Source organism: Pengzhenrongella frigida (genome assembly GCF_004168625.1).
Lineage (GTDB): Bacteria > Actinomycetota > Actinomycetes > Actinomycetales > Cellulomonadaceae > Pengzhenrongella > Pengzhenrongella frigida.
Window position 1 is genome coordinate 1 of sequence record NZ_SDWW01000048.1, and the last position, 21709, is coordinate 21709.

The window sequence follows — 21709 nt, forward strand, 5'->3', positions numbered from 1 at the left end:
CCGAGGGCGCGAGCCCCGCGTTCACCAGGCACCGGGAACGGCACGTCGCGACATGGCGCGCTCAACGAGCCCCCGACCACTCAACCCTCCCACGTCGAGCGCGAAATGTCCGGGGGCTGACCTGCTCGTCCGAAGAGCCAGGGGTGGTTCGGGCGCAGGCAACCCCCGTCACATCTCTCAGGGGGACCAAGGGTGACGGGGGCTGTGGGCGCCGAACCTAGCGCGCCCACCTGTGTGCGGGCTGAGTCCCACGGACCGAGCCCTTCTGCTCAGCCCGGCCGATACGGACACGTCGCGGCATCAGCGAGAGCGACGTCGCGGTCGAGCTCGGGCACCGCCTGCCTAGCTGGCCTGGTGGGCGATCTGGATGAGGTTGCCGCAGGTATCGTCGAGCACTGCCGTGGTCACCGGCCCCATGTCGACGGGATCCTGGGTGAAGCGCACGCCAAGGCCGCGCAGACGCTCGTACTCGAGCCTGACGTCGTCGACGGCGAAGGACGTGTACGGGATGCCGTCGGCAACCAACGCCGCCCTGAACGGCTGGACCGCCGGGTGGCCGCTGGGTTCGAGCAACAGCTCGGTGCCGTCCGGATCCTGCGGGGAGACCACGGTGAGCCACCGGTCCGCACCCACCGGCACGTCGTGCTTCTTCACGAAGCCCAGCACCTCGGTGTAGAACCGCAGCGCCTTCTCCTGGTCATCGACGAACACGCTCGCCAGGTTGATTCTCATGTGAGTCCCGTCGTGAGGCTAGAAGAACTGGTCGATGAGGATCGGGTTGCCGTCCGGATCGGTGCGGGTGATCGAGCCCGGCCCGGTCCCGTCGGGGTCGGCCCGGAGGGTGAGCTCGAGGCCCGCGTCCTCGAGGCGTCGCTGGATCACCCGCACTCTAGAGCCCCAGCGTCGACTCGCCGTTCTTCAGGATCAGGTAGTTCATCTCGAGATCGCCGCCCACCGCGACGAAGCCGAGCTTCTCGTAGCACTCCTTCGACGCGACCAGGTCGGCCACCGGGTGAGTTCATCCATGGACCGACCCTCCCCCGCGGGTCGAGATCCGGCAACCCGGGTCCGTCGTCGGGCATCCTGCTACGGGCGCGCGTCCCGGCTCGGTGCGCCATATTCTCGGGACCATCGGACCATTCGCCTCGGGCACCCGATCACCGCCGGGAGGAACGCACATGAGCCAGACCGAGAACCGCCAGGTCGTCGAACGTCTCATCGCCTGCCTCAACGACAACGAGATCCACCTCATGGACGAGCTCTTCCATGAGGACGCGGTGATGGACTGGCCGCAGTCCGGCGAGAAGGTGGTCGGTGCGGACAACCGCCGGGCGATCTACGGGGCCTTCCCCCAGCTCCCGACGATCACGAAGCGCCGCATCGTCGGCGCCGGTGACCTCGTCGTCCTCGAAGCGTCGCTCGACTACGGCGGACCCGTGTACAAGACCGTGTTCATCTTCGAGCTGCGCGACGGGAAGATCGCCCGCGAGACCGCGTACTGGGCCGAGCCGTTCGAGGCGCCCGCGTGGCGCGCGGCCTGGGTGGAGCGCGGCGACGCGGGAGGATGACCGCGGTCAGGGGGCGAGCTCAGGTGCCGGCCATCTCCAGGCCGTCCGGGCGATGGCGGCCAGGAGGACCACCTCGACCACGCTTCCGATGAGGTAGTAGGCCCACTCCTCGCCGATGGCCGCGCCGATGATGGTGACCAGGTAGACGAGGCTGACCGCGATGTTGGCGATCCGGTTGACCCGTGGCCGGAGCACGAGCGACAGGATCACCATCAGGGCCGGCAGCAGGACGTACACCAGGGTGTAGGCCAGGAACAGCTGATCGACCGTGAACGACGTGGTCGCCACCTCGCCGTCGAGCGCTGCCTCGAGAACATCGGCGCGGTAGAAACCGAAGATGTCGACGTAGGCGAACACGAACAGCATCGTGATCCACAGTGCGCTCAGCACGAGCTTCACATCGACCCGGGTGTCTCGGTACTGCCGGGTCGCGCTCGTTCGCGTCGTTGTCGTACTCATGGGGTCCGGTCCTTTCGTCGAAGCTGACGTCGCCGACGACCTCGCTGCGACCGCTCGGGTACAGCTCCAGCCTCGCGCCGCGGCCACCGGCGCGCACAGGGCAGTTGGGCCCCTCCCTGCCCGTCTCCGAGCTGGCCGGGTCAGAGCCCGGTCACGCCGTTCTTGATCAGCACCAGCCCGATCGCCGTGATGACGACCGCCATGACGGCGGCGTTGTTGCGCAGGAGCCAGTCCTTCGCCGTCCGCAGCGGTGGCAGGACGCGCGCGCCCAGCACGGCGTGCAGCAGCACGGGGATCGCGACAGTGATCGAGGCGACAGCGGTGAACCCCACGACCGCGGCGATCTCGCGCGCGACCGACAGACCCGCGGTGCCGAGGTCGAGGCCGGCCGCCGCCGCGAGCAGCACGACCTTTGGGTTGGCCACCGACAGCAGCAGCGCGAGGCGCACGGCGGTCCGCGGCGTCGCGTCCTGGATCGAACGCATCCACGCCGGCGGCCCGTCAGCGGCGCGCCGCCCGACCCACTGTCGAACGCCGACGACGACCAGCACCGCACCCACGACGATCCGCACCCACGAGAGCCAGGCGGGCGAGTCGCCGCCGGATCCGATCGCCTCGGCGAGGAGTGCGAAGACGGCCGTGACCAGCCCGATCCCGCCGAACCAGCCGCCGAGGAACGCCAACGACGTCGGCCGGGGCCGCGCGGTGAACAGCAGCAGGATCGCGGGGACCACCGGGAACGGTGACGCCGCTATGGCCAGTGCCAGTGCGAGGACTTCGCCCACCGAGATCCGACCCGTCGCTCACGAGCCCCGGAAGCGGGACGTCGCTGCAAGCCTGCCGGACCACGGCCGTTCGCGCGCGCCGGGGACTCAGCGCCTCACCAGCCGAGCCCGGCCCCGAACGGGTAGGCCGTCGTGCCCTCTCCCGCGGCGGGCACGTCGACGGGCAGCGCCCCCTGCGGGGTGACCTCGCCGGTGATCGTGCGGGCCAGGGCCTCGATCGCCACGGGCTTGACCGAGTAGGTGGCGAGCCAGCTCTCCACCCCGGCGCCGTACGCGACGTCGTACGGGTTCCGGATCGCCGCAGCGACCAGGGGGGTCGGCGTGGCGCCGAGCTCGGCCAGCAGGGCCCGCACGTTCGCCGCTGCTGCGGTTCCCCCATGGGCGTTGTTCGTCAGCGCGACGACGACGTCGCTCCCACCGGCCGCGACGACGGCCGCCGCGCGCATCGCTGCGTCGGGCGAGGTCCCGGTCACCATCGTGGTCACGTGCGCGCCGCGCGCGCCGAGCGACGTCGTCAGCGCGCCGGTCGTGGCCGCGTCGGGTCCGACGACGAGCACGCGCGCACCGGCGGGCGTGATCGGCAGGGTGCCGTCGTTGGTCACGAGCGTGGTGGTGCGGTCGGTGATGGCCTGGGCGGTGGCGAGATGCTCGGGCGTGCCGACGACGCCGGCGAGACCGGCCGGGTCTGCCATGGGTGCGGCGACGATGCCGTTCTTCACCTTCAGCTCCAGCACGCGCCGCACGCTCTGGTCGAGCCGCCGTTCGGAGATCCGGCCGCTACGGACGGCGTCGAGGACACCCTGGTAGGCGACGTCCATCGAACCCTCGAACGGCATCAGGAGCACGTCGACGCCGGCCTCGAGCGCGAGCACGGGGATCTCGGCATCGGTGTAGGCCGCGCGGACCCCCTCCATCGTCAGCGCGTCGGTGTAGACGACGCCGTCGAACCCGAGCTCCTGGCGCAGGACGCCGGTGACGATCGGCTTGGAGAGCGTCGCGGGGACGCCGGACGGGTCCAGCGCGGGCACCACGATGTGCCCGGTCATGATCGAGTCCACGCCAGCGTCGATCGCCGCCCGGAACGGCGGCGCGTCGAGCGTCTCCCACTGCTCGCGGGTGTGGGTGATCAGCGGGATGCCGAGGTGGCTGTCGACGGCGGTGTCGCCGTGGCCGGGGAAGTGCTTGGCCGTCGCGGCGATGCCCGCGTCGTCCTGGTAGCCCGCCACGGCCGCCGCGGTGAGGTCCGCGGCCAGCGTCGGGTCGGAGCTGAACGAGCGCACCCCGATGACGGGGTTGGCGGGGTTGACGTTCACGTCAGCGTCGGGCGCGAAGTCCTGATTGATCCCCATCGCGCGCAGCTCCGCGCCGGTGATCTGCGCGGCCGTGCGGGTGTCGGCCGAGCTCCGACCGGCGCCGAGCGCCATGTTGCCCGCGAGCTGCGTGGCGGGCGGGCCGACCCGGGTCACGATGCCCTGCTCCTGGTCGATCGCCACGAGCAGCGGCACCTCGGCGCCGCTGTCGAGCGCCGCGGCCTGCAGGCCGTTGCTCAGGGCGGTGATCTGGGACGGGTTCTGAACGCTGTTGGTCCAGGTGAAGTAGATCGCGCCGCCGAGGTGGTACTTGCGCACGACCTCGGCCCCGGTGTCGACGCCGTACGCGAGCCGGTTCGCGGCCCTCTCGGTGTCGGTCACCACGTCCGCCTGCGACCCGTAGACGTTGGTGACGAAGAGCTGCCCGACCTTCTCCTCGAGCGACATCTGCCGCAGGGTGCGCTTGACGTACTGCGCGTCGTGCCCGCCCTGCGGGCCCGCGACGGCCGGGCCGGCCCCGAACGGGACCGCGAGCGCGACGCCGGCGAGGACGGCCAGTGCGGACCGGGAACGGATGCGGTGCGAGCGTTTCACAGGAGCCTCCTGGATCGGACCCGGCCGACCGGCCGAGTTGACACGAAGTGACAGCAGCGGCACTTCGTCGTGAAAGTAACGTACATCAGCCGACGGGACCGAGATGGACCGAGGTCGGCATCTCTGGCCGAAACACGCGGCGAGAGATGAGAAGCGTGAAACTAATTGACAAACTGACGTCGCCCATATGAAACTCAACGGGAGAAGCGACGTCGGAGCGGATGGTCGAAGGGTGGGAACTCATGGCACGAACGGTCACACCGACCCCGCACGACCTGGTCGCGCGGATCCGGGCGCTCCTGCCGTCCCTCTCCCCCGCCGAGGCTCGCCTCGCGCAGATCATCCAGGCGGACCCCGCCGGCGTCTCCGCGCTGACGGTCGGCGAGCTCGCCGAGCGGGCCGCCACGAGCACCGCGACGGTGATCCGTGCGGCCCGGAGCCTCGGCTTCGAGGGCTACCCCCAGCTCCGCCTCGCGCTCGCCGCGCACGGCGGCTCCGTGCACGGCGCCGACGGCGTCCCGCTCGGCGCGGACATCGTCGAGGGCGACCCGGCCGGTGTCGTGCTCGCCAAGCTCGCCGCGTTCGAGGCGGAGCAGATCCGGGCGACGGCCGAGCTGGTCGACCCGGCCGGTCTCGAGCGGGTGATCGCCGCCATCGGCGCCGCCCGGCGGATCGACGTCTACGGCATCGGCGCCTCGGGCCTGGTCGCCGAGGACCTCACCCAGAAGCTCAGCCGCGTCGGCCTCGACTGCCGCGCCCGGACCGAGCACGACGCCGCCATGGTCAGCGCGAGCCTGCTCGGCCCGCGCGACATCGCGATCGGCGTGTCGCACTCGGGCGAGAACCCGGGCACGGTCAAGCCGCTCGCGCTCGCCCGGACCGCTGGGGCTGCCACGGCCGCCATCACCGGCGCGGGCCGATCCACCCTCGCGCGCCAGGCGGCGCACGTGCTCGTCACCGGCGGCCGCGAGTTCGGCTTCCGGTCGGCCGCGATGGCCAGCCGGACCGGACAGCTGCTCGTCGTCGACGCGCTGTTCATCGGCGTGGTCCAGACCCTTCCCGGCGCCCGCGACGCCCTCCGCAGCACCTACGCGGCGGTCGCGCCCCGGCCCGGCCGAACCCGCCCCTCCCGAAGGACAGACGCCTGATGAACTGCTCCACCCTCATGACCGAGACAGCCAACGAGGCGACCCGCGACCTGGACACGATGCCGGTCGCCCAGCTGCTGGCGGTCATGAACGCCGAGGACCGCACCGTGCCCGACGCCGTCGCCCTCGCCCTGCCCGCGATCGAGCGGGCCGTCGACCTGATCGTCACCGCACGCACCCACGGTGGCCGGCTGATCTACCTCGGCGCCGGGACGAGCGGCCGCCTCGGCGTGCTCGACGCCGTCGAGTGCCCACCCACGTTCGGCACCGATCCCGGCGAGGTGCTCGGCCTGATCGCGGGCGGCGAGCACGCCTTCCTGCGTGCCGTAGAGGGCGCCGAGGACGACCCCGCGCTCGCGGTCGCCGATCTGCAGGCGGCCGACCTGACCGCGCGCGACGTCGTCGTGGCCCTCGCGGCGAGCGGCCGGACGCCGTACGTCATCGGTGGCCTCGACTACGCCCGGTCGGTCGGCGCGGCGACCGTGTCGGTCGCGTGCAACCTCGGTGCCGCGATCAGCGGCCACGCCGATGTCGCGATCGAGGTCGAGACCGGCCCGGAGATCCTCACGGGCTCGACGCGCCTCAAGGCGGGGTCCGCGCAGAAGCTCGTCTGCAACATGCTCTCGACGGCGAGCATGATCCGCACCGGCAAGGTGTTCCACAACCTCATGGTCGACGTCCGGCCGACCAACGCGAAGCTCGTCGACCGCGCCCGGCGCATCGTCAGCGCGGCGACCGGGGCCGACGCCGCCACGGCCGCGGCGACCATCGAGCGCGCCGGCGGGCACGCGAAGACCGCCGTCGTCATGCTGCTCGCCGACTGCGGCGTCGACGAGGCGGCCGAGCGCCTGGACCGCGCGGCCGGCAGCGTTCGCGCGGCGATCGCGCCCACGCCGTCGGCGCCGGCAACGGCACCTGCCCGCACCCCCCTCTCGCACGCCTGACCAGCCCGCACCACCGACGCTTCCCACCACCCGAACGCTCGATGATCTGTGGAAGGACCCACGACATGACCGACTCTCGCGAGATCGCGGACCGGTTGCTGGCTGCGCTCGGCGGCCCGGGCAACATCATCGACATCGAGAACTGCATGACACGGTTGCGGGTGGGGGTGCGCGACCCTCGCGCCGTCGACGTCGCGGCGGTCCAGGACACCGACGGCGTGCTCGCCGTCCTGCCCGGCGAGAACTGTCAGATCGTGCTCGGCCCGGGCCTCGTCGACCGGGTCGCGATCGACCTCGGTGCGGCGATCGTGGCCGCCGGCGCGAACGGGGGCGGCACACGCCCGAACGCGGCCGACACGCTCGCGCAGACCGGCGCGGCGATCCGGGCGGGCAACACCGAGCGCAACCGCACGCCGGTCAAGGCGGCCCTGCGGCGCATCTCGAACATCTTCGTCCCGCTCATCCCCGCCCTGATCGCGTGCGGCCTCATCGCCGGTATCAACGGCATCCTGACCAACCTGGTCACGTCGGGCTCGGCCACCTGGCTCGCGGGCGTGACGCCGTACCTCGGCGTGATGTCGTCGGGCTTCTTCGCCATCCTCGCCGTGTTCGTCGGCATGAACGCCGCGAAGGAGTTCGGCGGGACACCGATCCTCGGTGGCGTCGTCGGCGCGATGGTCGTGGCGCCCGGCGTGGCGAGCATCACGGCGCTCGGCCAGGTCCACGTGCCCGGCCAGGGTGGCGTGCTCGGCGCCATGGCGGCCGCGATCCTCGCGGCCTACGTCGAGCGCTGGGCCCGCAGCTGGGCCCCGGACGTGCTCGCGCTCCTCATCGTTCCGACCGTGACGGTGCTCGTGGCGGGGTTCGCCACCCTGTTCTTCCTGATGACCGCCGCAAGCTGGCTGTCCGTCCTGATCGGAGAGGGGGCGGCGTGGCTGCTCGGATCCGCCGGCGGCGTGGCCGGGTTCGTGCTCGGCGGCCTGTTCCTGCCCGTCGTGATGACCGGCATGCACCAGGCGCTCATCCCGATCCACACCACCCTCATCGAGCAGACGGGCTACACGATCCTGCTGCCCGTCCTCGCGATGGCCGGCGCCGGCCAGATCGGTGCCGCGATCGCGGTCTACTACCGGCTGCGCCGCAACACGAGCGTCCGCAAGACCATCAAGTCCGCTCTGCCGGCCGGGTTCCTCGGTGTCGGTGAGCCGCTGATCTACGGCGTCACCCTGCCGCTCGGCCGCCCGTTCATCACGGCGTGCATCGGCGGCGCGTTCGGCGGAGCCGTCATCGGGCTGTTCGACCAGTTCGGCGCCACGATCGGGGCCGTCGCGATCGGGGCGTCCGACCTGTCGCTGTTCCCGCTGCTCGACGGCAGCGGCGGCAAGGGTGCCGCCGCGTTCGGCTACGCCGTGGGCCTGCTGGTCGCGTACGCCGTCGGGTTCGTCGCGACCTGGTTCTTCGGGTTCACCCGCGAGCGGCTCGCGGAGCTCAACACCACCGACACGATCGACGCCGGGCTGGTCCCGGCCGCCGACGTCACGCCGTCGGCCGGGCTCGCGACCGCGGGTCGCGTCGGCTGACTGGATCCTCCCGAGCACGGCGGCCCACGCTGGCGGCCTGACGGACCAGATGGTCGCGCTCGGCCACGTTCGTGGCCCGGCGGGCGGCCTCGGCATACGCGCGGGCGGCGGCCGGGAGGTCGCCGCCCAGCTCGAGGAGGTGACCGCGGGCGGCGTGCCAGCGGTGCCGCTCACCGAGGATCTCGCGTAGCCGGTCGGTCTCACGCAGCCCGACAGCCGCACCATGGACATGGCCGACCGCAACCGCGCGCCCGAGCACCGCTGCGGGGTCCTGGCGAACCGGGTCGTCGGTGAGGGCGACGAGGTCGTCGTACCAGGCGACGATCTGCGGCCAGTCGGTCTCCTCAGCGCTCGCCGCGTCGTCGTGCAGGGCGGCGATGGCGGCCTCGATCTGGTAGCGGCCGAGGCGCCGCACCGCCAGCGCCGACTGCAGGACGCGCACGCCCTCGGCGATCTCGCGGGTGTCCCACAGGCGACGGTCCTGCCGGTCCAGGGTGACGATCCGACCCTCGGGGTCGAGCCGTGCCGGGAGGCGGGCATGGTTGAGGAGCATCAGCGCGAGCAGCCCGCGCGCCTCCGGTTCCTCGGTGGCGAGGGTGAGCTGGCGGGCGAGCCGGATCGCCTCGCGGGCCAGGTCGACCCGGCGCGCGTGACCGGCCGTGTAGACGAGGTAGAGCACGCGCAGCACGACGGCGAGATCGCCGGGCTGGTCGAGCCGCCGCCCCTGCAGGGTGCGTTTGGCCCGGCTGATCCGCTGCGCCATCGTCGCCTCCGGGACATAGAAGGCGTCGGCGATCTCGCGAGTGGTGAGGCCGCCGACGGCGCGCAGGGTCAGCGCCACCTGAGAGGCGGGCGCGAGGTCGGGGTGGGCGCAGCAGAAGAGCAGGAAGAGCGTGTCGTCGCCCTCCTCGGCAGCGCGGGCCGCGGCTCGGCGTGCGCCCGCTCTTCGCGGCGGTGCCGGGCAGCCTGGCTGCGGCGGGCGTCGACGAGCCGTCGGGTCGCGACCGTGGCCAGCCAGGCGCTCGGGTCGCGCGGCGGGTGCTCGGGCCACACCCGCAGCGCTTCCAGCAGCGCGTCCTGGAGCGCGTCCTCGGCGGCGTCGAAGTCCTCGCCCCGCCGGACCAGGCGCGCGAGCACCTGCGGGACGAGGGCGCGCAACGTGCCCTCGTCCCGCCGTCGTGCCGGTTCGTCGGTCACGGCCGGGTCAGTCGTCCGGGAGCGCTTCGGACATGACCTCCCGGATGTCGATCCACTCGTACAGCGGCGCTCCGCCCGGGCCGGGCTCCGAGGAGACGTAGGCAGCGATCTCGACCGCACGCTCGTGCGACTCGACGTCGATCATGTACCAGCCCGCCACGAGATCACTCGTCTCGGGCAACGGTCCGTCGGTGGTGACGGGCGCGGCGTCGGGGCCGCCGTAGCGCACCCAGGTGCGCACCGGCGTGAGGGCCTGCGCGTCGACATACTCACCGTTCTCCTCGAGCAGCTCGCTGACGTGCTTGAGGAAGGCCATGTGCGCATCCACGTCCTCGGGGGCCCATTGATCCATCGGGGGCACGGGACGGTACGACTGCGGTCCGCCCCGGTAGTGCTTGAGAAGCAGGTACTTCGGCATGGGTGATCTCCTGACGTCGGGGGCCTCGTCCGTCGCGCGGCCCTTTGCCTGGTGAGCGAAGCCGATCAGCGCTTCTCGACATGACGGCGGGGCGGCGTCGGCACGACCCCGCCCGGCGCGGACTCAGACGGCGAAAGACAGCGCCAGCTCGGCGAGCAGTCGCGCGCCGAACCCGGTGCACCCGCGCGGCCGCCAGCCACCGGCCGGGTCGGCCACCGCGGTGCCGGCGATGTCGAGGTGCGCCCAGGGGGTGCCGTCGACGAACTCCGCCAGGAACAGCGCCGCGGTGATGGCTCCGGCATTGGGCCCACCGAGGTTGGAGATGTGGGCGACGTCGCTGTTGAGCTGGGGTCGGTAGGCCGGCTCCTGGGGCAGCTGCCACGCCCGCTCGTCAGTGGTGCGGGCGGCCGTGAGCACCCGGTCGATGACGCCCTGGTCGTTGCCCAGGACCACGGCGACGAGGGTGCCGAGCGCACGCATGCTCGCCCCGGTGAGCGTCGCGATGTCCACGATGGCGTCGGGCTTCTGCTCGGCAGCAAGGACGAGGGCGTCCATCATCACGAGCCGTCCCTCCGCGTCCGTGTTGGCGACCTCGACGGTCGTGCCGTTGCGCGCGGTGATGACATCGCCCATCTTGAGGGCGGACCCCGAGGGCATGTTGTCGGTGCACATGAGGTAGCCGGTCACGCTCGTGCGGCACCCCAGGTCGCGCAGGGTGAGCATCGCGGCCAGCAGGGCGCCGGCACCGGACATGTCGTTCTTCATCGCGGCGTGGGTGCCGTCGGCGGGCTTGAGGCTGATGCCGCCGGAGTCGTACATGATCCCCTTGCCCACCCAGACCATCGACCGCGCCGGGGAGTCGGGCGAGTAGGTGAGCTTGATCATCCGCGGCTCGTCGTGGCTCCCACCGTTGACGCCGAGGATGCCGCCGCAGCGCAGCTCGAGCAGCTGGTCGCGGTCGAACGTCTCCACGACGAGCCCCGCGTCGGCACCCAGCGCGTGCGCGACCTGGCCCATCCGCGCGGCGGACAGGTGCGCGGGCGGGCAGTTGGCGAGATCGCGGGAGATGCAGGTGGCACGGGCCAGCACCGCGCCACGCAGCGCAGCCGCCTCGGCATCGTGGACCAGGTCGGGCGGAGCGACCAGCATGAGCTCGACGAGCGGGGTGCCCACCGGCGGGCGCAGCGCGGTGAACTCGTACCGGGCGAGCACGATCCCCTCGACCGCCGCACCGAACCACTCCGCCGGGACGGACCGCGTGTCGAGGCGCAGCGCGAGCCGCGACTGGCCCGCGGCCGCGAGCGCGAACGCCGCGGAGACATCGCGCAGCACCGCGCTCGACAGGGTCGCGGGGTCCCCCAGGCCGACGGCGACCCGCAGCGGCGTGCCGGGCAGCAGCAGCGTCTGCCCGCGGGCGCCGGTGAATCCCGCCGCGGCGAGCTCCTCCCGGTTCGGCAACCCGCCAGGAGCCGGTCCGGACGACGCGACCAGGATGCCGACGACGGGCGCGTCGCCCGGGGCTTCCGCGACGGTGACCTTCGGTTGATTCGACGCGGTGGGCACGGCGTCGAAGTCGGCTGCGACGGCAACTGCACGGCTCACTGGGACTCCCCTGGGGTCGAAGCTCAGCATCATCGCTTCGTTCACCATAGCCTTACCACGTCTGCTCGCCGGCGTCGGACGAACCAGGCCCGCGACCCCGGCGACTCGCACAGGACGGACACCCGTGGACCACGCAACGATCAGCCTGCTCATCCTCGCCGCGGTCATCGTCGCGTTCATCTGGAACCGGCTGCCGGTCGGCGCCGTCGCGATCCTGGCCTCCCTGAGCCTCTACGCGACCGGCGTCCTGCCCGCGCAGCAGGCACTGTCCGGGTTCGGCGACCTGGTCGTGGTGTTCATCGCGTCGCTGTTCGTGGTCAGCGAGGGCATCGACTCGGCCGGGGTCACCACGTGGGCAGGGCAGTGGCTGCTCTCGATGCTCGGCGATCGCCCGCGGGTCGCGCTGGTCGCCGTGATGGCGATGGCTTCCGTGATGAGCGCCCTCATCACCCTCAACGGCGCCGCCGCGGCGCTCATCCCGATGGTCGTCGTCATCGCGATGCGTCTGGGCCTGGCGCCTGGACGGATGCTCCTGCCGATGGCGTTCGCCGGCAGTGCCGGGTCGCTGCTCGTCCTCACCGCGTCCCCGGTCAACGTGCTCATCGCCGGCGCGGCGGCCGACGCGGGCACCGCGGGCTTCTCGTTCTTCTCCTTCGCGATCGTGGGTGTCCCCGTCGCGATCGCGACGATCACCCTCGCCGCGTTCCTCGCCCCACGCGTGCTGCCCGAGCGGGTGTCGGAGACGCAGCCGCCCGATCTGAGCCGCCACGCCGCGACGCTCGCGGAGCACTACGAGCTCGTGGACGGGTTCTTCCGTCTGCGGATCCGCGACCAGTCTCCCCTGGTGGGGTCACCGTGCGACGCGCTGAGCCTGTCGGGCTACGACGGTCTCCAGCTCATCGCGGTCCAACGCGGCCTGGTCCCCGTCCAGGGTGCTGCGGCCCTGCTGGCCGACGACGTGCTGGTGGTGACCGGAGCCCCGAGCGAGGTCAGCCGGGCGGTCGTCGACCTGGTGCTCGCGGTGGCCATGCGCCCGGTCACGGCGACCACCGGGGAGCTGATCTCGCGCGAGGTCGGCGTGGCCGAGCTCGTCGTGCCGCCGCGGTCCCCCCTGGTCGGCGAGACGATGTTCCCGGGCATGGCTCGCGGCGCGGAGCTCACGGTCCTGGCGATCCGGCGCCGCGGACGCGATCGCGGCGCCGGACCCACCATCATCGAGGAGGGCGACTCCCTCCTCGTGCACGGGTCGTGGTCCGCGGTGGACGAGCTCGTCGAGCACCGAGACGTCCTCGTCGTCAACTCGCCCGACCTCGTCCGGCGCCAGACCGTCCCGCTCGGCGCGAAGGCCGGCACCGCGATCGCGATCCTGGCCGTGATGATCATCCTGCTCGCCGCCGACGTCGTTCCGGCCGCCGTCGCCGGGCTCGGCGCCGCCACGGCCATGGTGCTGTTCCGGGTCATCTCCGGCGGACAGGCCTACCGCGCGGTGTCCTGGCAGACCGTGGTCCTCATCGGCGGCCTGATCCCCCTGTCCACCGCGATCGAGACCAGCGGAGCCGCCGACCGCATCGCGGAACGACTGATCGCCATCGTCGGCTCCGGTCACCCCGTGCTCGTGCTCGTCGCCCTGTTCCTGCTCACCGCGGGCCTGGGACAGTTCATCTCCAACACCGCGACCGTGCTCATCGTCATCCCGATCGCGCTCGCGGCCGCGGCCGAGTCGGCGGTGTCCCCGCTGCCGATCCTCATGACCGTGGCGGTGGCCGGTGCCGCCTCGTTCCTCACGCCGGTGGCGACCCCCGCCAACATGATGGTCTTCAGCCCGGGCGGCTACCGCTTCGGTGACTACTGGCGTCTCGGCCTTCCCCTGCTCGTGACCTGGCTCATGCTGGCGGTCCTGATCATCCCGCGCGTGTGGCCACTGTGAACAAGCGAATCTGATTGACTCTGTTCCACCGCCGCACGAGGAGAGCTGATGAATCCAGTCGTCGCCTTCACCGTCGTCATGCTGGTGTGGACCATCAGCGACTTCGTCGCCAAGAAGACGAAGTCGCTGCTGTCGTCCCTGTTCGTCGCCTCGATCATCTTTCTGATCGGGTTCCTCACGGGCCTGTTCCCCCACGACCTGCTCACCGCGTCCTCGCTGCTCGCGCTCGCGGGCGTGGTCGTCGGCTTCATCATCGTGCACCTCGGCACGATGATCAGCCTCGAGGACTTCATCAAGCAGTGGAAGACGCTGCTGATCGGCATCAGCACCGTCGTCGGAATCGGCGTCGCGCTCTACGTCGCCAGTCTCATCTTCGGGGGTCGGATCTCGGGGTCCGCCCAGGATGGCTACGCGCAGGCCCGCGACTTCGTCATCGCCGGAACCGGGGCCCTCAGCGGCGGGGCGATCTCGGTGATCCTGGTCCAGGAAGCGGCCCTGGGCGTCGGCCTGACCAGCGTCGCGATCTTCCCCGTCCTCATCGCCGCCCTCCAGGGCCTCGTCGGCTTCCCGCTGACCTCCCTCATCCTCAAGCGCGAGGCAGCGCGACTCAAGGGCGAGTACCGCGACGGGAACCTCACCCCCACCGAGACGCTGCAGGCCGAAGCGACAGCTCAGTCGCGGCTGCCCGCCGCGCTGACCACCACCGCCGGGACCCTCTTCGTCGTGGGCATCGCCGTGCTCGTCAGCATCGGGATCAACAACCTCACCGACGGAGTGCTCAACACGTTCGTCGTCGCCCTCATCCTCGGGATCGCGCTGCGCACCCTGGGCATCTTCAAACCCTCGGTGCTCGGGGGAATCGACGCCCTGGGTCTCATGATGATCGCGATCATGATCCTCATCTTCGGCCCGCTCGCGACGATCACGCCCGACGACGTGTCCTCCCTGGCCGAGCCGCTGATCATCGCCTTCGTCTTCGGGATCGTGGGCATCGGCGTGTTCTCGACCCTGGTGGGCAAGCTCCTCGGCTACAGCATCCCGATGTCGGTCGCGATCGGGCTCACCTCGCTCTACGGCTTCCCCGGCACCCTGATCCTGTCCCAGGAAGCCGCCCGCGGCGCGGGCGAGTCACCCGAGGAGGTCGCCGCCATCGAGCACGAGATCCTCCCCAAGATGATCGTCGCCGGCTTCTCCACCGTGACGATCACCTCCGTCATCGTCACCAGCGTCCTCGTCGGACGCATCGGCGGTTGATCAGCCGCGTGCGCCGTCTGCCAGCGCGCTGCCGACCGTGCGGCCGACGGTGAGCGCAACGGTGGGCGACCGAGAACGCGACAAGCGCTTGCGCCAGTACTGGGACAAACAGGCAGACACCTACGACCGACGCACGACCTGGGCCGAGCGCAGGCTGTTCGCCGGTACGCGGCCGTGGCTGTGCCGACGGGCCACCGGCGACACGCTCGAGGTCGCGATCGGGACCGGCCTGAATCTCGAGCACTACCCGATCGGCCTCTCGCTGACAGGTATCGAGTGGAGCCCTGCGATGTTGGCCGTCGCCAGGGCGCGCGCCCACCGCCTCCACCGCGAGGTCACCCTGCGCGACGGCGACGCGAGGGACCTGCCCTTCCGCGCCGCGCAGTTCGACACCGTGGTCTCGACCTTCGCGCTGTGCAGCATCCCCGATGCCGACCAGGCGCTGGCCGAGATGGCCCGGGTCCTTCGCCCCGGGGGTCTCCTGCTCCTGGCCGACCACGTCGAGTCCTCGGTCTTGCCCGTGCGCGTGCTCCAGCGACTGGTCGACGTGGTCACCGTGCCGACGCAGGGCGAGCGCTACTGTCACCGCCCCCTGCGTGCCGTCCTCGCGATGGGCTTCGCCCTCGAGGCCCATGAGCGCCTGCACCTCGGCGTGGTCGAGCGGATCGCGGCCCGGAGGCCGGCGATCTGACGTCAGAGTCCGCCGCTGAACTCGAACGGGTTGCCCGCCAGAATCTCCGCGGCTGCATTGTTCAGCGTTTCTGCGGGAAGGTCCAAACCCCGCGTCGTGAGCTCGTTGTTGAGCTGTTCGACAATCTCTTCCGCCGAGCGCCCAGCCGCGGGACCGACCGCGGCCGCCGCCTCATTTGCCGCGGTCAGGACGATGGCCGCAACGTCGCGTTCGGCACCGGGATGCATGGTGATCTTTGTGGTAGTCATGCCTCCAACGTAACCCGCACCTTGACTCCCGCGAACCGCTCCCGGCACATTCACGGCTCTGACCTGCGTAATTCCTCGAACAATTGACAGGAACGCCCCGCTGCGCTACCTGCGGGTATCCGAGGAATTCGAAGGCCGGCCGATAGCGCGCCTGGCTGACATTCCACTCCGCACGGACTCCTGGTAGGCCGCGATCCACCGGTCCCGCGACGGGCCTCCTCGCTTGATGTCCTCGTGCACCGGGATGGACTCCACCACCGACCACGTCAGTCCCGCGGCCTCGATGAGCTCCTTCCGGTCGGCGATCGCCGCCGCCGTCCACACAGCACGCGGGACGGCCACCGTGACAAGCGGTTGCCATCGTTTGTCACCCGACCTCGACACAAGATGCTCCGGTGGTCCCGGGTGGGGGCGGCCGAGCTGTGCCAGGGTCGGCACATGACTGCAATGACGCTCTCTGAGGAACTCCTCCTGCTCGCGCACGACGACGAGTCCGACCAGCCCGGTGCCACCGTCGCTCTGGGCACCGGGCTCGCCGGGGCGCTCCTGCTGGACCTCGCGGCCGAAGGGCTGGTGGTCGCCAAGGGAAAGACCCTCGTCGGCGTCGCCGGCACGGCCTCGCGCCCGCTCCTGGCCGCCACCCTGACCGAGCTGCTTGCCAGCGACGAGCCCCGCCCGGCGCAGCACTGGCTGACCCAGCTGCCGCCCGCCCTGGCGCCCCTGCGCACCCAGATCGCCACCTCGCTGGCCGAGCGCGGGGCGCTGACCGAGGAGCGCTGCACCGCGCTGGGGCTGGTTGTCACCGCCCCGTGGCCCGACGTCGATCCGGCGCTCGAGCACGAGCTGCGGGCACGCCTGCAGCGCGTACTGGTCTACAGCGGCGAGCCCGACGCCCACACGGCCCTGCTCATCTCGCTGCTGCGCCCCCTCGCCATGGTGCGCAACGTCGTCGACAAGCATCACCGCAAGCAGGCCGACGCCCGAGCCAAGGCCATCACCCAGGCGACCGCCGACGCCACCGCGACGCCCGCCGCGGTCGCACGCCCGGTCCACGTCGCGCAGGCGGCGGTGCTGGCCGCCGTGATGACAGCCACCACCGTCACCACCACGGCCTGAAGGTCACCGGCCGACCTCACGATGCGAGACGAACCGGCCGGTCCTTGACACCGACCGGTCGGTCGGGTGTCATGAGCACCACCGATCACGAGAGAGCGAGGGGCCGATGACGATCACCACCAGCGCGGCCCCGCTCTCGGGCGCACCTCGCCGCCGCTCGGTCCGCGTCCTTCCGTGCTCCTGTCGGGCCTGCTGTCAGCTCAGCTGACCAGTTCGTGGCCGGCTGACGCCGGCACCAGGCCCACCCGTCGCCCTGTCCCCCCGTTCGAGGTCGTCCGGCTCCTCGACCGACCGCGACAGCGACGACGACCCGCAGACGCCCCGAAGGACCCTCATGACCACCACCGTCGTCACCCCCACCCCCACGGCCACCCCCACCGCCCAGCGCGCCCGCGACCGTGAGGTCCCGGGCGAATCGACGTCCGGCACGGCACGTCTCGGCGACCCGGGAAATCGCCGCTGGTGGGCGCAGCTCGACGCGATGGCGGGCATCACCACCCAGCCGGAGGCCGTTGCGCGCGCGTGGACGTGACCGCGTCCCGAGTCGGCCTCCCCCTCCGATCCCACCATCTGGACGCATCTCCACCCACCGGACGTCCCCGTGATGGACTCCGGAACATGGCCCCCGACAACACCTCCTTCTCGCCCTCGGTGCACACCGCGGCGCGAATGTGTTGCCTGGCCATGCGCTGCAGCTGTTGAGCTGAGCGCCCGGCGACGCCCAGACGGGCGTCGGCCGACCGCGGGACTGACCTGTCGTCCCCACCCCTGAAACGTTCCCCGGCATCGGCGCCGACCTGACGCGCCCCTGTGTGGGTTCGTCCGATCGTCCCCCCTGGTCGAGGTCGTCGGCACCGCCCCGCGGTGCCAGCTCGATCACCCATGGCTTCACCACCCGCGCCCGTCTGGGCACCCGTTTGGAAGGACTCTCATGAAGAACCCGACGAAGGCACTCGGCGGCGTCGCCGCCATCGCGGCGATCGCACTGGCACTGACCGGTTGCGCCTCGGACGACGCCACGGCCGATGCGCCGACGTCCGCCGCGGCCGGCGAGCTCACCACGCTCGTGGTCGGCGCGAGCCCCACGCCGCACGCCGAGATCCTCGAGTTCGTCCAGGCCAACCTGGCCACCGACGCCGGCCTCGAGCTCGACATCACGACGTTCGACGACTACGTGCTGCCCAACACCGCGCTGGCCGAGGGCGAGCTGGACGCGAACTACTTCCAGCACCTGCCGTACTTCGAGTCCCAGGTCGCCGCGCAGGGCTACGAGTTCGACCACTTCGAGGGCGTGCACATCGAGCCCTACGCGCTGTACTCCGACAAGATCACCGACCTCGCCGACATCCCCGACGGTGCGACGTTCGGCATCACGAACGACCCGGGCAACCAGGCCCGTGCGCTCGATCTGCTGGTCTCCAACGACCTGCTGACGCTGAACGACACCGGCGACGAGCTCGCCACGCTTCTCGACATCAAGACGAACCCGAAGAACTTCGAGTTCATCGAGACGGCCCCCGAGCAGCTGGTCCGGGCGCTGCCCGACGTCGACCTGGCGATCATCAACGGCAACTACGCGCTCGAGGCCGGCCTCAACCCGGCGAAGGACTCGCTCCTGATCGAGTCCGGCGAAGACAACCCGTACGCCAACTTCCTGGCCTTCCGCTCCGAAGACAAGGACAGCGAGGCCCTCGCCACGCTCGACGACCTCCTGCACTCCCCCGAGGTCAAGGCGTTCATCGAGCAGCGCTGGCCCGACGGCGAGGTCCTCGCGGCCTTCTGACGCCGGCGCGGATCAGACCTGAAGAACGGGAGCCCTCATGAGGATCGTCGTGCTGGTCAAGTACGTGCCCGACGCTCTGGAGCGCGGCTTTGCCCTCGACCTCGCGGTGGACCGTGAGGTCGAGGGCGTGCTGTGCGAGCTGGACGAGTACGCGCTCGAGGTGGCACGGCGCGCCCGCGAGCAGCACGGCGGCGAGGTGGTCGCCCTCACGATGGGCCCGCCCGATGCCGATGAGGCGGCGCGTCGCGCCCTCCAGCTCGGCGCCGACAGGGCGGTGCACGTCGAGGATCCGGCGCTGCACGGTTCCGACGCCCTCGCCACGTCCCGCGTGCTCGCCGCGGCCGTGCAGGCGATCGGGGCGGTCGACCTCGTGGTGACCGGCACGTCCTCGACCGACGCCGGGACCTCACTGGTCCCGGCGATGGTCGCGGCGCGGCTCCGCCTGCCGGTACTGCTCAGCGCGGCGCGCGTCGAGGTCGAGGAGCGCACCGTGCGAATCCGCCGGGACACCGACGACGAGACGCTCGTGCTCGTGGGCGAGCTGCCCGCGGTGGTGTCCGTGAGCGACCGCTCGGACCCGGCGCTCTACCCGACCGCGCGCGTCGCGATGGCCGCGCGCCGCAAGTCCGTCGAGACCTGGAGCCTGACGACCCTGGGAATCGACCCGGCTGTGGTCGGTGCGGCCGGATCCGGAACCGCCGTGCGATCGGTCACGGCCGTGCCGGCGCGGGCAGCGGGGAGGATCCTGCACGACGACGGGCACGCGGGCGAGCATCTGGCGGCCTTCCTGGCAGAGCTGGAGCTCGCACCGTGAGCGACGTCCTCGTCCTGGTCGAGCACGACGGCACCAGCGCCACCCGGTCCGGCGCCGAGCTGCTCACCCTGGCGCGCAGCTGGGGGGACCCCGTGGCCGTCCTGGTCGGGCCCGCCGACGGCGATCTGTGCGACCAGGTCGCCGGCCACGGAGCGCGGGTGCTCGTCGCGGAGCCGCAGGACCCGGACGCGCTCCTGGCGGGGCCGGTCGCCGCGCTGCTCGCCGCGCTCGTCGCGGCCGGCGACGTCGTCGCCGTGCTGCTGCCCAGCTCGGTGGACGGCACGCAGGTGGCCGCCGCGCTCGGAGTCGCCTTGGACAGCGGGGTGATCACCAGGGCGGTCGGGGTGGATGCCGCCCTGGTGGCGACGATCTCGGCCTTCGCCGGCTCGTACCTGACCACGTGCCAGGTCACCCGCGGGATCCCGGTCCTTACCGTGGCGCTCGGTGCGAGCGACGCCGACCCCACGATCCGGGTGTCCGCGGTCGCACCGATCCACGTCGACCTCCCAGCGGACCCGGCAACGCGCGTCCGCGTGCTCAGCCGAACCCCGCGCGCGGTGACCGGTCGGCCCGACCTCGCCGCCGCGAGCGTCATCGTGGCGGCCGGGCGCGGGCTCGCGGGCGACCTCGGTCCGGTCGAGGACCTCGCGGACGCGCTGGGTGCCGCCATCGGCGGGTCGCGGGCCGCCGTGGACGCCGGCTGGCTGCCGCACGACGTCCAGGTGGGGCAGACCGGCAAGACCGTTGCCCCGCAGCTGTACATCGCCGCCGGGATCTCCGGCGCGATCCAGCACGTCGCGGGCATGCGATCGGCCCGGACCATCATCGCCATCAACTCCGACCCGGGCGCGCCGATCTTCGACATCGCCGACCTCGGCATCGTGGGGGACGTGTTCGCCGTCCTGCCGCAGGCCGCCGCCGCCGTGCGGGCCCGGGCCCTGTGACCCCGATCGAAAGGCACGCCATGAACCAGACCGCTGACGCGATCATCGTGGGAGCCGGCATCATCGGCTCCTCGATCGCCGCTCAGCTCGCCGCACGCGGGCACGAGGTCGTCGTCGTCGACAAGGCGGCCGGCGCCGGCTTCGGGAGCTCCAGCGCGTCGAGCGGCATCGTCCGGTTCAACTACTCGGTGCTGGAGTCGGCCGTGACCGCCTGGGAGGCCGCCGACCTGTGGGCGTCCCTGCGCGACTACCTGCAGGCCCCGCAGGACGAGGCGCTGGTCACCCTCCGACGCAACGGCATGGTGATGCTCGACGTCGAGACGTTCCCGCGGGAACGCTCGATCGACTTCTTCCAGCAGCTCGGCATCACCTACGAGGAATGGGCACCGGACGACCTGGCCCGCGCGCTGCCGGGGATCGACACCGGCCACTTCTACCCGCCGCGCCCCCTGGACGACGACGACTTCTTCAACGAGCCCGACGGCGATCTCGGGGCGCTGTACACGCCGCAGGCCGGCTTCATCGACGATCCCCGGCTGGCGTGCCACAACTTCGCGGCCGCCGCCGTGCGCCGCGGGGCGCGGATGGTGTTCCGGCGCCGGGTCGTCGAGGTGGCCCAGCAGGCCGACGACTCCTGGCGGCTGCGGCTCGACGACGGCACGCTCCTGTCGGCGCCGGTCGTGGTCAACGCCGCCGGTCCGTGGTCCGGCGCCCTGAACGCGCTCGCGGGGGTGGGCGGTGAGTTCCGGGTGACCACCCGGCCGCTGCGCCAGGAGGTCCACGCCGTGCCCGCACCGGCGGGCTTCAACCCGCCCGGCGGGATCGGCCCGAGCGTCGCGGACCAGGACCTGGGCTACTACCTCCGGCCGGAGCTCTCGGGCGGTCTGGTCGTGGGCGGCACCGAGCCCGCGTGCGACCCGCTCGAGTGGGTGACCGACCCCGACGAGGTCAACCCGCGCCGCACCGCCCAGATGTTCGACCGGCAGGTCACCCGGGCCGCCCGCCGGTTCCCCCGACTGAGGATCCCGCCACGGCCGACCGGCGTCGTCGGGGTGTACGACGTCACGACCGACTGGACGCCCATCTACGACCGGACGGACGCTGCCGGCTGGTTCGTCGCCATGGGTACGAGCGGCAACCAGTTCAAGAACGCGCCGATCGTGGGCGAGTTCATGGCCGACATCATCGAGGCGGTCGCCGCGGGAGTCGATCACGACACCGACCCGGTCGCCTACCAGGGCGCCGTCAGCGGGCTGACGATCGACCTGGGCACCTTCTCCCGGCTGCGCGAGCCGGCCGTGAACTCCGGCACCGTCGCGGGCTGACG

24 protein-coding genes are annotated in these 21709 nt (G+C 71.8%); 13 read left to right on the forward strand and 11 right to left on the reverse strand.

The genetic code is table 11. From position 1 onward, the window contains the following. Positions 1–342: 342 nt before the first annotated feature. A complete protein-coding gene (locus tag EUA98_RS16345) occupies positions 343–732 on the reverse strand; it encodes a VOC family protein (protein ID WP_130103763.1) in 390 nt (129 codons plus the stop codon). A gap of 18 nt (positions 733–750) precedes the next feature. Next, the gene (locus EUA98_RS20455) at positions 751–882 is read right to left on the reverse strand and encodes a hypothetical protein (RefSeq protein ID WP_255424315.1); all 132 of its coding nucleotides are present in this window, start codon (positions 880–882) and stop codon (positions 751–753) included. Positions 883–1178: 296 nt separating this feature from the next. Here EUA98_RS20455 and EUA98_RS16355 point away from each other — a divergent pair, with 296 nt between their 5' ends. Next, positions 1179–1568 carry a nuclear transport factor 2 family protein gene (locus tag EUA98_RS16355; RefSeq protein WP_130103764.1) on the forward strand — a complete coding sequence of 130 codons (390 nt, stop codon included), beginning with the start codon at positions 1179–1181 and terminating at the stop codon, positions 1566–1568. A gap of 6 nt (positions 1569–1574) precedes the next feature. Here EUA98_RS16355 and EUA98_RS16360 read toward each other — a convergent pair whose 3' ends face one another. The 3 genes from EUA98_RS16360 to EUA98_RS16370 all read right to left on the reverse strand — a co-directional run bounded on the left by EUA98_RS16360 (position 1575) and on the right by EUA98_RS16370 (position 4716). Further along, complete coding sequence (locus EUA98_RS16360; protein ID WP_130103765.1) at positions 1575–2027, reverse strand: DUF6326 family protein; 453 nt, start codon at positions 2025–2027, stop codon at positions 1575–1577. Between the two features lie 140 nt (positions 2028–2167). Then, a complete protein-coding gene (locus EUA98_RS16365; protein WP_165372864.1) occupies positions 2168–2812 on the reverse strand; it encodes a GAP family protein in 645 nt (214 codons plus the stop codon). 95 nt (positions 2813–2907) lie between these two features. Beyond that, a complete protein-coding gene (locus EUA98_RS16370; RefSeq protein WP_242511614.1) occupies positions 2908–4716 on the reverse strand; it encodes a glycoside hydrolase family 3 protein in 1809 nt (602 codons plus the stop codon). A gap of 242 nt (positions 4717–4958) precedes the next feature. Between EUA98_RS16370 and EUA98_RS16375 the strand changes: the two genes are divergently transcribed. From EUA98_RS16375 to EUA98_RS16385, 3 genes are all read left to right on the forward strand, one after another. After that, positions 4959–5864 (forward strand): MurR/RpiR family transcriptional regulator, encoded by a 906-nt coding sequence (locus EUA98_RS16375; protein WP_130103767.1) that lies wholly within the window; start codon positions 4959–4961, stop codon positions 5862–5864. Further along, positions 5864–6808, forward strand: coding sequence for an N-acetylmuramic acid 6-phosphate etherase (gene murQ / locus EUA98_RS16380; protein ID WP_130103768.1), 945 nt, complete (start codon positions 5864–5866; stop codon positions 6806–6808). Before EUA98_RS16375 ends, murQ begins: the two co-directional genes overlap by 1 nt. A gap of 65 nt (positions 6809–6873) precedes the next feature. Beyond that, a complete protein-coding gene (locus EUA98_RS16385) occupies positions 6874–8388 on the forward strand; it encodes a PTS transporter subunit EIIC (protein WP_130103769.1) in 1515 nt (504 codons plus the stop codon). Here the strand turns inward: EUA98_RS16385 and EUA98_RS16390 are convergent. The 4 genes from EUA98_RS16390 to EUA98_RS16400 all read right to left on the reverse strand — a co-directional run bounded on the left by EUA98_RS16390 (position 8345) and on the right by EUA98_RS16400 (position 11605). Then, positions 8345–9229 (reverse strand): RNA polymerase sigma factor, encoded by an 885-nt coding sequence (locus tag EUA98_RS16390; RefSeq protein WP_350339506.1) that lies wholly within the window; start codon positions 9227–9229, stop codon positions 8345–8347. The genes EUA98_RS16385 and EUA98_RS16390 overlap by 44 nt on opposite strands. After that, entirely contained in the window at positions 9220–9585 is a 366-nt protein-coding gene (locus EUA98_RS20555; protein WP_350339507.1) for a sigma factor, read from the reverse strand. The genes EUA98_RS16390 and EUA98_RS20555 overlap by 10 nt, the downstream gene beginning before the upstream one ends. Before the next feature lie 7 nt (positions 9586–9592). After that, entirely contained in the window at positions 9593–10003 is a 411-nt protein-coding gene (locus tag EUA98_RS16395) for a YciI family protein (RefSeq protein WP_130103770.1), read from the reverse strand. Positions 10004–10126: 123 nt separating this feature from the next. Continuing rightward, positions 10127–11605 (reverse strand): leucyl aminopeptidase family protein, encoded by a 1479-nt coding sequence (locus tag EUA98_RS16400; protein WP_242511616.1) that lies wholly within the window; start codon positions 11603–11605, stop codon positions 10127–10129. Positions 11606–11729: 124 nt separating this feature from the next. On the opposite strand from EUA98_RS16400, the gene EUA98_RS16405 reads away from it, so the two are divergent. Genes EUA98_RS16405 through EUA98_RS16415 form a run of 3 tightly spaced genes read left to right on the forward strand, consistent with a single transcriptional unit; the run spans position 11730 to position 15477 of the window. Next, positions 11730–13532: an SLC13 family permease gene (locus tag EUA98_RS16405; RefSeq protein ID WP_130103771.1), complete on the forward strand. Its 1803-nt coding sequence runs from the start codon at positions 11730–11732 to the stop codon at positions 13530–13532. A 48-nt stretch (positions 13533–13580) separates the two neighbouring features. Then, entirely contained in the window at positions 13581–14786 is a 1206-nt protein-coding gene (locus EUA98_RS16410; protein WP_130103772.1) for a hypothetical protein, read from the forward strand. A 49-nt stretch (positions 14787–14835) separates the two neighbouring features. After that, a complete protein-coding gene (locus EUA98_RS16415) occupies positions 14836–15477 on the forward strand; it encodes a class I SAM-dependent methyltransferase (protein ID WP_242511617.1) in 642 nt (213 codons plus the stop codon). A gap of 2 nt (positions 15478–15479) precedes the next feature. Here EUA98_RS16415 and EUA98_RS16420 read toward each other — a convergent pair whose 3' ends face one another. Both EUA98_RS16420 and EUA98_RS20560 read right to left on the reverse strand, forming a co-directional pair. Then, positions 15480–15725 (reverse strand): hypothetical protein, encoded by a 246-nt coding sequence (locus EUA98_RS16420; RefSeq protein WP_130103773.1) that lies wholly within the window; start codon positions 15723–15725, stop codon positions 15480–15482. 105 nt (positions 15726–15830) lie between these two features. Then, positions 15831–16208 carry a mannonate dehydratase gene (locus EUA98_RS20560; RefSeq protein WP_350339508.1) on the reverse strand — a complete coding sequence of 126 codons (378 nt, stop codon included), beginning with the start codon at positions 16206–16208 and terminating at the stop codon, positions 15831–15833. Here EUA98_RS20560 and EUA98_RS16430 point away from each other — a divergent pair. The 6 genes from EUA98_RS16430 to EUA98_RS16455 all read left to right on the forward strand — a co-directional run bounded on the left by EUA98_RS16430 (position 16164) and on the right by EUA98_RS16455 (position 21707). After that, entirely contained in the window at positions 16164–16841 is a 678-nt protein-coding gene (locus EUA98_RS16430) for a GOLPH3/VPS74 family protein (protein WP_165372865.1), read from the forward strand. The two genes, EUA98_RS20560 and EUA98_RS16430, sit on opposite strands and share 45 nt — an antisense overlap. Before the next feature lie 334 nt (positions 16842–17175). Then, entirely contained in the window at positions 17176–17373 is a 198-nt protein-coding gene (locus EUA98_RS16435; protein WP_130103776.1) for a hypothetical protein, read from the forward strand. A 399-nt stretch (positions 17374–17772) separates the two neighbouring features. Then, on the forward strand, positions 17773–18624 hold the full coding sequence (locus EUA98_RS16440) for a MetQ/NlpA family ABC transporter substrate-binding protein (protein WP_130103777.1): 852 nt from the start codon (positions 17773–17775) through the stop codon (positions 18622–18624). Positions 18625–18661: 37 nt separating this feature from the next. Next, positions 18662–19438 carry an electron transfer flavoprotein subunit beta/FixA family protein gene (locus EUA98_RS16445; RefSeq protein ID WP_130103778.1) on the forward strand — a complete coding sequence of 259 codons (777 nt, stop codon included), beginning with the start codon at positions 18662–18664 and terminating at the stop codon, positions 19436–19438. Then, positions 19435–20382 (forward strand): electron transfer flavoprotein subunit alpha/FixB family protein, encoded by a 948-nt coding sequence (locus EUA98_RS16450; protein ID WP_130103779.1) that lies wholly within the window; start codon positions 19435–19437, stop codon positions 20380–20382. The genes EUA98_RS16445 and EUA98_RS16450 overlap by 4 nt, the downstream gene beginning before the upstream one ends. A gap of 20 nt (positions 20383–20402) precedes the next feature. Continuing rightward, positions 20403–21707, forward strand: coding sequence for an NAD(P)/FAD-dependent oxidoreductase (locus EUA98_RS16455; protein ID WP_130103780.1), 1305 nt, complete (start codon positions 20403–20405; stop codon positions 21705–21707). Positions 21708–21709: the final 2 nt, after the last annotated feature.